Source organism: Kocuria sp. ICS0012 (assembly GCF_001665945.1).
Taxonomy (GTDB): Bacteria; Actinomycetota; Actinomycetes; order Actinomycetales; family Micrococcaceae; genus Kocuria; species Kocuria marina.
In genome coordinates this window covers 1-11,861 of record NZ_LZMM01000074.1, presented here as the reverse complement: position 1 = coordinate 11,861, position 11,861 = coordinate 1, and the positions used below count along the sequence as shown (strand labels likewise).

At 70.2% G+C, this 11,861-nt stretch carries 7 protein-coding genes; 5 read left to right on the top strand and 2 right to left on the bottom strand.

Annotated elements, in window-relative coordinates; all coding sequences use genetic code 11:
* Positions 1-77: 77 nt before the first annotated feature.
* Positions 78-278, bottom strand: a complete 201-nt coding sequence (locus A5728_RS11770) for a hypothetical protein (RefSeq protein ID WP_035961388.1) — start codon at positions 276-278, stop codon at positions 78-80.
* 228 nt (positions 279-506) lie between these two features.
* Here A5728_RS11770 and A5728_RS11765 point away from each other — a divergent pair, with 228 nt between their 5' ends.
* Positions 507-2,615, top strand: coding sequence for a type IIA DNA topoisomerase subunit B (locus tag A5728_RS11765; protein ID WP_064847256.1), 2,109 nt, complete (start codon positions 507-509; stop codon positions 2,613-2,615).
* 163 nt (positions 2,616-2,778) lie between these two features.
* Here A5728_RS11765 and A5728_RS11760 read toward each other — a convergent pair whose 3' ends face one another.
* Positions 2,779-5,319, bottom strand: coding sequence for a DNA topoisomerase (ATP-hydrolyzing) subunit A (locus A5728_RS11760; protein ID WP_064847255.1), 2,541 nt, complete (start codon positions 5,317-5,319; stop codon positions 2,779-2,781).
* Positions 5,320-5,389: 70 nt separating this feature from the next.
* Here A5728_RS11760 and A5728_RS11755 point away from each other — a divergent pair, with 70 nt between their 5' ends.
* The 4 genes from A5728_RS11755 to A5728_RS11740 all read left to right on the top strand — a co-directional run bounded on the left by A5728_RS11755 (position 5,390) and on the right by A5728_RS11740 (position 11,620).
* Positions 5,390-8,080 (top strand): GNAT family N-acetyltransferase, encoded by a 2,691-nt coding sequence (locus A5728_RS11755; RefSeq protein ID WP_064847254.1) that lies wholly within the window; start codon positions 5,390-5,392, stop codon positions 8,078-8,080.
* Between the two features lie 18 nt (positions 8,081-8,098).
* Complete coding sequence (locus tag A5728_RS11750; protein WP_064847253.1) at positions 8,099-9,679, top strand: serine/threonine-protein kinase; 1,581 nt, start codon at positions 8,099-8,101, stop codon at positions 9,677-9,679.
* A gap of 88 nt (positions 9,680-9,767) precedes the next feature.
* Positions 9,768-10,478 carry a DUF5998 family protein gene (locus A5728_RS11745; protein ID WP_064847252.1) on the top strand — a complete coding sequence of 237 codons (711 nt, stop codon included), beginning with the start codon at positions 9,768-9,770 and terminating at the stop codon, positions 10,476-10,478.
* Positions 10,479-10,549: 71 nt separating this feature from the next.
* The gene (locus tag A5728_RS11740) at positions 10,550-11,620 is read left to right on the top strand and encodes an alkaline phosphatase family protein (protein WP_082943448.1); all 1,071 of its coding nucleotides are present in this window, start codon (positions 10,550-10,552) and stop codon (positions 11,618-11,620) included.
* Positions 11,621-11,861: the final 241 nt, after the last annotated feature.

Genomic DNA, 11,861 nt, shown 5'->3' with positions numbered 1-11,861 from the left:
GCATCCGAGGATGCGCGCCTTCCTTCGTGTCCGGGCGTTCCGGCGGGGGACCGGAACGCCGCGGGTGGGCCTGTCGCTCAGGCGCCGATGTGCTGCGTCTCGTCCTGCCACGTGGCGGCCAACGGGCGCAGCTTCTCCTCGTTCGCACGAGCGTGGTGGGCGCAAAACAGCAGCTCGCCACCGGTGGATTCGAGGACCACGCGGACGTATGCCTGGGCACCGCAGGCGTCGCAACGGTGGGTCGCGTTAAGTTCACGCGCTTCGAGTGTCGCGTTCATGGGATCCTCCTCACGGGGTACGGAATGCGACGGCGCTCATCTGAGCCGCCGCACGGCCATCAGGGGTGTCGCGCCCCGATCGCACGTACCAGTACAACCCACGCGTGCAGTCAATGCTTCCCACGAAGGCCCTGTTTCGCCCACCGCGCACAAACCCCGGGTGCCGACTACAGTGGGATGGTCCCGCACCGCCCGCGGGCCGCCCCCGAACCCCGGAGTAGCACCACCGTGACACCGTCCCGTTCCGAATACAACGCCCGCCACCTCTCCGTCCTGGAGGGCCTCGAGGCGGTACGCAAACGCCCGGGCATGTACATCGGCTCCACGGACTCGCGCGGTCTGATGCACTGCCTGTGGGAGATCATCGACAACTCCGTCGACGAGGCGCTCGCGGGGTACGGCCAGGACATCACGGTGATCCTGCACCGGGACGGGTGCGTGGAGGTCCATGACGACGGTCGCGGCATCCCCATCGACACCGAACCCCGCACGGGCCTCACGGGCGTGGAGGTCGTGTTCACCAAACTGCACGCCGGCGGCAAGTTCGGCGGCGGTTCGTACACGGCGTCGGGCGGGCTGCACGGCGTGGGTGCCTCGGTGGTCAATGCGCTGTCCGCGCGCCTGGACGTGCAGGTGGACCGTGGCGGCAAGACCTACCAGATGTCGTTCAAACGCGGTGAGCCCGGGACGTTCACGGACAAGGGGGCGCCGTCCCCGAGTGCACCGTTCGAGGCGTTCACGACCGACTCGCACCTGCAGGTCGTGGGCAGAGCCAAGCGCGGCGTCACCGGCACACGGATCCGCTACTGGGCCGACGATCAGATCTTCACCCCGGACGCGCGCTTCTCCACCGAGGAGCTCGTGCGCCGCGCCCGCCAGACCGCGTTCCTGATCCCCGGGCTGAAGATCACCGTGCAAGACGAACGCCGCCTGCCGGGTACACCGGGCGCGGACGGTCCCGTGGAGGAGGTCTTCCAGTACGACGGCGGGATCTCGGAGTTCGCGGAGTTCCTCGCCGCGGACGCGCCCGTCACCGACGTGTGGCGGCTGCAGGGGCAGGGCAGTTTCACCGAGCGGGTCCCTGTGCTCGACGAGTCCGGACACGCCCGGCTCACCGACGTGGATCGCACGTGCGAGGTGGACGTGGCCCTGCGCTGGGGCGTGGGGTACGACAGCACGGTGCGCTCGTTCGTCAACATCATCGCCACGCCCAAGGGTGGCACCCACTTAAGCGGTTTCGAAAATGCGCTGCTCAAGACCCTGCGCAAGCAGGTGGAGACCAACTCCCGCAAGCTCAAGGCGGGTAACGACAAGCTCGAGAAGGACGACGTCCTGGCCGGGCTCACCGCGGTACTCACGGTCCGGTTGGCCGAACCCCAGTTCGAGGGGCAGACCAAGGAGGTGCTGGGCACCCCTGCGGTGCGCCAGATCGTCGCTAAGGTCGTGGAGGCGGAGCTCACCAAGCAGCTGACTTCCAAGAAGCGGGACGACAGGGCCCAGGCCGGTCAGCTGCTCGAGAAGGTCGTCGCGGAGATGAAGTCCCGGATCTCGGCCCGAGTGCACAAGGAGACCCAGCGGCGCAAGAACGCGCTCGAGACGTCGTCGATGCCCACGAAACTCGTGGAGTGCCGTTCCGCGGACGTGGACCGCTCGGAGCTGTTCATCGTGGAGGGCGACTCTGCGCTCGGCACCGCCCGGCTCGCCCGCAACTCCAACTACCAAGCGCTGTTGCCGATCCGCGGCAAGATCCTGAACGTGCAGAAGGCCTCGATCACGGACATGCTCGCGAACGCCGAGTGCGCGGCCCTGATCCAGGTAATCGGGGCCGGGTCGGGTCGCAGCTTCGACCTGGACGCCGCCCGCTACGGCAAGGTCATCATGATGACGGACGCGGACGTGGACGGCGCCCACATCCGCACCCTGTTGCTCACGCTCTTCTACCGTTACATGCGCCCGCTCGTGGAGGCCGGACGGGTCTACGCCGCGGTGCCCCCGCTGCACCGGGTGCAGATCGTCAACCCGGGCTCCAAGCCCAACGAGATGGTCTACACGTATTCGGAGCGCGAACTCGACACGCTGCTGGGCAGCCTCGAAGAGCAGGATCGTCGGTACAAGGAGCCCATCCAGCGCTACAAGGGCCTGGGGGAGATGGACGCCGATCAGCTCGCGGAGACCACGATGGACATCCGCCACCGTGTCCTGCGGCGCGTGCGCGTGTCCGACGCCGAGGCCGCCGAGCGCGCGTTCTCCCTGCTCATGGGCTCGCAGGTGGCCCCGCGCAAGGACTTCATCGTGGCCGGTGCCGCCCAGCTCAACCAGGAGCAGATCGACGCCTGAGCGCCTCAGGTGGTGTGCTCGGGCAGCGGCGCCGTCTCACGCGCCGGGCGGCGCGACGCCCCGGACGGTCGGTCGTCCGCGGGTGACGCCGCCGTCGCCCCGTGCGCGGGTCGGTCGCCGACCGTCGCCGATCCATCCTCCTCCGCGGCGCCCGGTGCGCGGGTCATTCGTCCTCCGCGGCTGACTCCCCATCCGTCGTGGTCCCCGGCACGGGGAGACCTCTGAGCGCGGGTCCCACGGCCGCGACCGCACGGTCGATGCCCACACCGGAACCGTCCCGGCGCCCATACTCCACGGGGAGCGATCGCGCGACGCCCGCCGCGGACACGGCCTTGCCCGGCCCGTGGCCGACCCACGCCAGGGTCAACCCGGTCTCACCCGCGAGTAGTCGCTGGGCCCGCACACCGGCGGTCGCGCGGCCCTTGGCGGGGAATTCCGAGAGCGGGGTGACCTTCACGGACGCCTCGCCCATCTCGGGCAGCTGACCGTCACTGCGGGCCTGGGTGACCACCACGGTGGACTCGCTCGGTGCCACCGCCCCGAAGAAGATCACGTGCTCGTCCGCCGCGAGTTTCATCCCGGCCACGCCACCGGCCGTTCGGCCCTGGGGGCGCACCGCGGATGCGGGGAAGTGCAGCAGCTTGGCGTCCGAGGAGACCAACACGAGTTCCGCGTCGACCGGCGCGGCACCCACACCCACCACCGAGTCCCCGTCCTTGAGCTTGATCGCGGGCCACTGGTCCAGGTTCAGCGGGTAGTCGGGGTTCACGCGCTTGACCACGCCGTCCGCGGTCCCAATCGCGAACACGGCATTGCTGGGCACGAGTCCCACGAGCGTCTCGTTCTTGTCCAGACCCAGGAAGTCCGCGGCGGGCACGCCGTCCGCGAGGCGGGGAACGCCGTCGAACTCCTGCAGCACGGGCACGTCCACGCACGAGACGCGCAGCATCCGGCCCGTGGACGTGATCGCGGCGATCTCCCCGCGCGCCGTCGAGGGCACCACGCTCGTCAGGGCGTCGTGCTTGAAGCGCCGGGAGCCGTCAGCGAGCGGGGTGCGCACGGCGCTGCGGGCGATCCGCCCGGTCGTGGACAGGAACACCCAGCACGGGTCGTCGCTGATCTCGAGCGCCACGGACGGTGCCGCGTTCTTCTTCCCGCGCGCGTTCTCCGCGGTGACCGCGGGCAGGTCCTCGGCCTCGAGCAGCACGGTGCGCCGCTCGTCACCGAACTTCTCCGCGGTCTCGGTGAGCTCGTCCGCGACGACGCCGCGCAGCGCGGTCTCCGAGCCCAGGATTGCCTCGAGTTCGGCGATCTCCCGCTGCAGGGTGTCCCGCTCGGCCTCGAGCTCGATCCGGGAGAACTTGGTCAGCTGACGCAACCGCAGTTCCAGGATGTGCTCGGACTGCGCGCGGGAGAGGTCGAAGACCGCGATCAACCGGTCCCGGGCCTCGGCCGTCTCCTCGGAGGAACGGATGATCTGGATGACCTCGTCGATGTCGAGGATCGCGATCAGCAACCCCTCCACGAGGTGCAACCGGTTCTGCCGCTTGGCCAGGCGGAACGCGGTGCGCCGGCGCACCACACTGATCCGGTGGTCGCTGTAGACCCGCAACAGCTCGAGCAGCCCCATGGTGCGGGGCTGACCCTCCACGAGAGCCACGTTGTTGATCCCGAAGGACTCCTCGAGCGGTGTGTGCTTGTACAGCTGCGCGAGCACGGCCTGCGGGTTGAAACCGTTCTTGAGCTCGATGACCAGGCGCAGCCCGTTGGTGCGGTCGGTGAGGTCCACGACGTCCGAGATCCCGGCGAGCTTCTTGGCCTGGACCGCGTCCTTGATCTTCTCGGTGACCTTCTCGGGGCCCACCATGTACGGCAGCTCGGTCACCACGATGCCCTGCTTGCGGGGCGAGACCTGTTCCACGGAGACCGTGGCGCGCGTGCGGAACGAACCCCGCCCGGTGCGGTAGGCGTCCCGCACGCCCTCGAGGCCCACGATCCGACCGCCGGAGGGCAGGTCCGGACCGGGGATGAACCGCATGAGTTCCTCGAGCGTGGCCTCGGGGTTCAGGATGAGGTGCCGGGCCCCGGCCGCGACCTCGCGCATGTTGTGCGGTGCCATGTTCGTGGCCATGCCCACCGCAATCCCGGTGGCCCCGTTGACGAGCAGGTTGGGGTACGCGGCCGGCAGCACCGCGGGCTGCTGGAACTGGTTGTCGTAGTTGGGCACGAAGTCCACGACGTCCTCGTCGAGGTCACCCGTGAGCGTGCGCGCGGCCGGGGCCATCCGGGCCTCCGTGTAGCGCGGGGCCGCCGGACCGTCGTCGAGCGACCCGAAGTTGCCGTGCCCGTCCACGAGTGGCACGCGCATCGCGAAGGACTGCGCCATGCGGACCATGGCGTCGTAGATCGCGGCGTCACCGTGGGGGTGCAGCTTGCCCATGACCTCGCCCACCACGCGCGCACTCTTGACGTGGCCGCGGTCCGGGCGCAGGCCCATCTGGTCCATCATGAACAGGATCCGCCGCTGCACGGGCTTGAGACCGTCCCGGGCGTCCGGCAGCGCGCGGGAGTAGATCACGGAGTAGGAGTACTCCAGGAAGCTCGTCTCCATCTCCTGCGTGACGTCCACGTCCACGATGTGCTCGGTGAAGTCCTTGGGCAGTTCGTCCTGGGGAGAACGCGTGGCTGAGCGGCGACGAGCCATCGAGGGGTAACTCCTTGAAATCAGGGCGTGCTCCTGTGACCGGAGCAGGCGGTTGGCTACTCTGAAGTCTATGGCTACCACCGACGACGCCGCGCCGCAGCAGACCTACCCCGAGTACTGGGAGGCGGACGTCATCCTGCGCGACGGCGCCACCGCGCACCTGCGCCCCATCAGCCCCGAGGACCAGGACCTGCTCCAGGAGTTCCACTCCGGGCAGTCCGAGGACAGCATCTACCTGCGGTTCTTCTCCTACAAACCGACCCTGTCCCAGCGGGAACTGGACCGCTTCTCCACGGTGGACCACCGGGACCGCGTGTGCTTCGTGCTGATCCTGGGGGAGCGGATGATCGGTGTCGGCCGCTACGACCGCACCACGCAGCGCTCGGCGGAGGTCGCGTTCATGATCTCCGATCACCACCAGGGGCGGGGAATCGGGTCCATCCTGTTGGAGCACCTGGCCGCCGCCGCCCGCGAGAACGGGATCGACCGCTTCACTGCGGAGGTGCTGCCGGAGAACCGCAAGATGCTCCACGTCTTCGTGGAGGCCGGCTACGACGTCTCCCGTCAGTTCGAGGACGGCGTGGTGGTCGTGGACTTCGACATCGACCCCACCGAGAAGTCACTCGCGGTGATGGCCGCGCGCGAGCACCGCGCGGAGGCCCGGTCCATCACGGACCTGCTGACACCGGCCACCGTGGCGGTCGTGGGAGCGTCCGCGAACCGGGACCACGCGGGGTTCCACGCGGTCGAGGGCATCCTCACGGGCGGGTACACGGGCACGCTCTACGGCGTAGGTCATTCGCCGTACGAGCGCGACGGGCTGCACTTCGTCTCGTCCCTCGACGAGATCGAGGGCACCGTGGACCTCGCGGTGATCGCGGTGCCGCGCGAATCGGTGGAGGAGACCGTGACGCAGTGCGGCAGGGCGGGAGTGCGCGCCGTCGTCGTGATGACGGGCGGTTACGCCGAGGACGGTGCGGAGGGCGCGGCCGCCCAGCGCCGCCTGGTGCGGATCGCCCGCGCCGCGGGGATGCGCGTGGTAGGCCCAGCGAGCCTGGGCCTGTTCACGACCGATCCAGAGGTCTCGCTCAACGCGTCCGTTCTGCCCGAGTTGCCGCGCCGCGGAGGACTGGGACTGTTCTCCCAGTCCGGGGCGATCGGCACCATGCTCTACGGTGCCGCGCAGCGCCACGGCGTGGGGATGTCCAGCTACCTCTCGGCGGGGAACCGCGCGGACGTCTCCGGCAACGACCTCATGCAGTACTGGGAGGACGACCCCGCCACCACGGTGTGCGGTCTCTACCTGCAGTCGGTGGGCAACCCGCGCAAGTTCTCGCGCATTGCGCGCAGGCTCTCGCTGAGCAAGCCCGTGATCGTCGCGAAGTCCGAGGTCACCGGCCTGCGGCTCCCGCCGGGCCACACGGGCCGGGTCACCCAGGCCCCGACCGGCGCGCTCGACGCGATGTTTCGCCAGGCCGGGGTGATCCGTGCGACCACAGCCGAGCAGTTGCTCGACATCGCCGCGATCGCGGAGAGCCAGCCGCTGCCCGCCTCCCCGCGCGTGGCCGTGGTCTCGAACGCGCTCGCGCTCGCGCAGCTCGCCGAGGACACGGCCCTGCGCCTACGGCTCGACCCCGCCGTCGTGGACGGCACCGTGGACACCTCCAACGGGCCCGAGCGGGCGCACGAGGCCGTCCTGGACGCCGTGCGCGCTCAGCTCTCGTCGGATGCGGTCGACAGCGTCGTGCTCGTGCTCATGCCCGTGCGCGGCCTGGACACCGCGACGCTCGCGAGCGACGTCGCCCGGGCCGCGCGCGACGCCGACCGAACGACCGTGGTCGTGTTCACGGGTCAGTACGGCCCCGAGGCCATGACCTCGTCCGTGCACACCGCGGACGACGCCGCCCTGCCGTGCTTCGATTCGCCCGGCGCCGCCCTGCGCGCGCTTGCGAGCGTCGTGGACTACATGACATGGCGCTCGCAGGACCAGGGCGTGATGGTGTCGCCCGAGGAGTTCGATTCCGACGGCGTCGAGAAGTTCCTGGAACGGCTGCGCGAGAAGATCAGCGGGGACGCGCTCTACGAACTGGAGATCGCCGAGCGCAACGAGCTGCTGGGTCTCGCGGGGATCCGCGTGCTCGAGTCCGTGCGGTTCACGGACCCGGAGGCCGCGTACGCCGCCGCCGAACGGCTCGGCTACCCCGTGGCCCTGAAGACCACGGACCCGTTCCTGCGCCACCGCCTGGACCTGGGTGGCGTGGTGCTCAACATCGCGAACGCGGACCAACTGGGTGCCGCGATCGAGACCATGAAGCGCACGCTCGCGGGCTGGAACGCGAGCGATTTCGAGGTGCAGTCCATGGCGCCCACGGGTCAGACCGTGGTGGTGCGCGCCGCGGAGGACCCACTCATCGGTCCCGTCCTGTCCTTCGGGATGGCCGGGGACGCCGTGCACCTGCTGGACGACTGGGCCCACCGCGTGCCCCCGCTGACCGACCGGGACATCACTCGCATGGTGCGCGCGCCCAAGGCCGCGCGGAAACTGTTCGGCTACCAGGGCGTCCCGCCCGTGGACACCACCGGATTGGAGCAGCTGATCAACCATGTGGCCTTTCTCAAGGACCGCTTCCCCGAGATCGCGTTCCTGGAACTGAACCCGGTCGTGCTCTCCGGATCCGTCGTCACGGTGCTTTCTGCCGCGGTCAAGATCGGGGACCCGGGACAACGCACGGACAGCGCCCGGCGCGCCATGCTGGGCTAGCACGGGACCGCGAACCGAGTGCGGGACACGATAGCCGGACGCTTCGAACTGCTGACACCCATCGCCGAGGGTGGCAGCGGGGCCGTGTGGCGAGCCCACGACCTGCGCCGGGGCAGGGAATGCGCGGCCAAGGTGTTGCGGCAGCGTGATTCGGCGGAGCTGTTGCGCTTCGTGCGGGAACAGTCCGTGGACCTCGAGCACCCGCACGTCGTGGCTCCGTACGGCTGGGCCGCGGAGGACGAACACGTGGCCATCGCCATGGAGCTCGTGTCCGGGGGCACCCTCGAGGCCGCGCTGCAGGACAACGGTCCCGTGGCGGACTGGCTCGCGGAGGAGCTGATGTGTCAGCTGCTCGAGGCACTGCGCTTCGTCCACGAGCACGGCTGGGTGCACCGGGACGTCAAGCCCGCCAACGTGCTGCTCGAACCCACGGGTTCGGGGACCCCCGTGGCCCGGCTCGCGGACTTCGGGATCGCCGTGCGCGTGACCGATGCGCGCCTCACGCACGCCGGCACCGTGGTGGGTACCCCCGGGTACCTGCCGACCGAGGCGTACGCCCCGGGGAATCCGTCTCGCACCATGGACCTTTATGCCGCCGGGGTCACGGCGGTGCGCATGGTCCTGCCCGAGGTGGATCTCAGTGGCGACCCCTTGCGCCCGGAGGACGTGGCCCGCCTCGGCTTGTTCGGGGGTTCCCCGCTGTTACACGCGGGCGTGGCCGGACTGCTCAGCATCGTGCCCGCGGAGCGCACGCGCGCCGCCGACCAGCTGCTCGCGAGTCTCACGGCCACGGCGGCCGCCCGCCGGGACCGGCCCAGCGAGACGGTGGATGGCGAGCCGTTCGAGGTCTTCGACGTCCTCGAACCCACCACGGAGCGTGAGCTGTCCCCGGTGCTCGACGCCGCGCGGTTACCTCCCGGGGCGGGCGGGACCACGGAGGCGCCCATCGCGTGGCACGCGGTGCACCGGAAGGTGATCGCCGGGGGTGAGCACCGGCCTATGGCCGAGCGCGGCGGTGACCGGTTGCGCCCCTTCGCCCCCGTGAACGAGGTGACCGCTGCGCACGCGATCGGAACCGGTGCTGGGCAGGACACGACCGAGCGGCTGAACCCCGTGGAGGGCACGCCCGCGATGCTCGAAAGGCACCCCGTGGGCACCTCGGGAGGGGCGAGCGCTCCGGACCGGTCCGAGGAGATCACGATCGTGGATCCTGCGGGCTTCACGGGCGTGAACCCCACCGGTATCACTGCCGTGGGTACCGCAACCGGCCTGGCTGCCAGAGGGCGGGAAGCGGACACGGGAGCCGGTGGCGGCGTGGACCCGGGTGGCACGGCGGACGAACGGGAGCCGCACGCTCGGCGAGCGGTCCGCTGGCCGTGGTGGGTCCTAGCGCTCACGCTCGCACTCCTGGCCCTCGCCGCGGGGTACCTGTGGCTCGGCCCCGTGCTGGTGCAGTGGGGCGGTGATCCGTCACCGGTGCAGACACCGGCCCCCACCATCTCTCCCACGAGGGACCCGGAACCGGCGCCCACCACGGACGTGACCCCGATCTGTTCGAAGCTCGAGGACGGCACAGTTTCGTGCGTGGTGGCCCCGTGAGGCGCCGGGCGGCGGAGGGTTGCGCCGTGTGCCGGACCGCGAAGGGTCGCAATGTGCCCCGGGCGGCGCGGTGGAGGACAATGGCGCCATGACATACTCAGCACCCGATGGATCGCGCCTGGTCCAGGACATCGAGAAGGCGGGTTTCTATCCGCAACTGGTCACGGACGTGGTCATGGACTCCCTGGACGGGCGGCGCCCGGTGTCCCACCTGGTGCAGTTGGAAACCCATTTCACCAACACGGAGTTGCACCGGCACATCACGGCCCTCGTGCTCGCGGAGGACGTCCTGCACATCACGCACGTGGACGACCAACAGTATGACGAGAACGGTTCGGACACCGTGGCTCGGGTCTCGTCCGAGACCGTGCCGATCTCCCAGATCCGCTCGGTCACGCTGAGTTACGCGTACCACCAGCCGCAGAACTACGTCCCGGGCACCGCGATCATGGAGCTGAACCTGGCCGTGAGCTGGACCGGGACCCAACAGCTCGAGCTGTATCCCGCGATGTGCGAGGACCCCGAGTGCCAGGCGGACCACGGTTACACGGGCACTGCCGCGAGCGAGGACGTGGTCATGCGCATCAGCTCCGAGGCGGACGGGCAGGAGGCCGTGGAGGGCGCTCGCGAGTTCGCGCGCACGCTGCGCCGGGCCAATGTGGCACCGCTGACGGATTCCGGTGCGCAGATCGCGCAGTCCCCGCCGCAGCACCCCGCCGCGGCCCGTCCCGAACCGCCGGCATCGCGACCGCGGTTCGGTCACCGGTTCAACGGCCGCGATTCGGGGCGCAACGCGTGAATGTGGAGGATCCCGCCGCCCCGGAGCTGCCGCGTGCGCCGCGCTACGGTTCGCGCAGCGTCGCGGAGGTCATGGGTTCCGCGGCCGCGGCCCTGGGCGTCCCCGGTTTCCGCAACGCCCTCAGCTTGCCGTCCGCGCAACGCTATGTGGTGGTGCTCGTGGACGGTCTCGGCTCGCGCTTGCTGAGGGAGACGGCGAGCTACGCGCCCACCCTGCGCGCGGCCCAGTCACTCGGTGAGCTCGATGCCGCGTTCCCCACGACCACGTCCGTCTCGCTCTCGTGCCTGGGCACCGGAGCCACACCGGGGCGTCACGGCATGCTCGGCTACGACGTCGTGGACCCCGCCTCCGACCGCGTGGTCAACATGCTCGGCAACTGGCCCTCAGACGTGGACCCGCTTGCCTGGCAACCCGAGCCCACGGTCCTGGAGCGCGCCGCGCAGCACGCGGACGCCGTGACGGTGAGCTCACCACGCTTCGAGTCCTCCGCCCTTACGAGGGCCGTGCTGCGTGGTGGCCGTTTCGTGGGCGCCCACGGTGTGTACGCCCGCACCGCGCGCACCCTTGAGCAACTGCGGGAGGGCAGGCGCGGGCTCGTGTACTTCTACTGGGACGAGCTGGACAAGACCGGTCACAAAGCGGGGTGGCGCTCGGACGACTGGTTACGCTCCCTCGAGGAACTTGATTCCGCGCTCAAGCGGCTCGTGACCAAATTGCCCGCCAACACCCGGGTGATCCTCACCGCGGACCATGGCATGGTGGACGTGGCCCCCGAGCACCGCGTGGACTACAGCGCGGTCCCCGAGCTCATGGCCGGGGTGCGGCTCACCGCGGGTGAGCCCCGGGCGGTACAACTGCACACGGACGCGGACACCGATCCGGAAGAACTGGCAAGCCGTTGGAGCGCGCACTACGGGAACGTCGTGTGGGTGGCCACCAAGCAGCACCTTGCGGCGCACGGGTACTTCGGCCCCGCGCCGGATCAAGGATTGCTCGAACGAGCAGGCGACGTGTGGGTGCTGGCCCGCGAGGACATCGCCCTGTACGACGTCTCCCGACAGGGAACCCGGCCCCTGGCCATGGTGGGCCAGCACGGGTCGCTCACCGACCAGGAGAGGCTTGTCCCTTCCCTGGTGTGGTGATCGGCGCGGGCTTAGTCCCCTTCTGTGTGGGGTCCGGATCGGCGGTCGGCGCCGCCGGCCGCGTGGGCGCCGGTGGTTGGGGCGGCCGAGGTGCGCGGGTCGGTTCCGGTGCCTGGCTCTTCGTGGGCTCGGGCATAGCCGTGGACGGAACGGGCCGAGGGGTGCTCGTGGGCGCCGGGGGTACCGGCGCGGCGGGCGGTGCGGGAGCGACCGGGGGTGCGGGAACCACGGGGGGCGGAGC

Excerpts from the sequence above, each read along its gene's own strand:
- A5728_RS11760 (WP_064847255.1), bottom strand. The coding sequence starts at position 5,319 with ATGGCTCGTCGCCGCTCAGCCACGCGTTCTCCCCAGGACGAACTGCCC.
- A5728_RS11770 (WP_035961388.1), bottom strand. The coding sequence starts at position 278 with ATGAACGCGACACTCGAAGCGCGTGAACTTAACGCGACCCACCGTTGC.
- A5728_RS11755 (WP_064847254.1), top strand. The coding sequence starts at position 5,390 with ATGGCTACCACCGACGACGCCGCGCCGCAGCAGACCTACCCCGAGTAC.
- A5728_RS11745 (WP_064847252.1), top strand. The coding sequence starts at position 9,768 with ATGACATACTCAGCACCCGATGGATCGCGCCTGGTCCAGGACATCGAG.
- A5728_RS11740 (WP_082943448.1), top strand. The coding sequence starts at position 10,550 with ATGGGTTCCGCGGCCGCGGCCCTGGGCGTCCCCGGTTTCCGCAACGCC.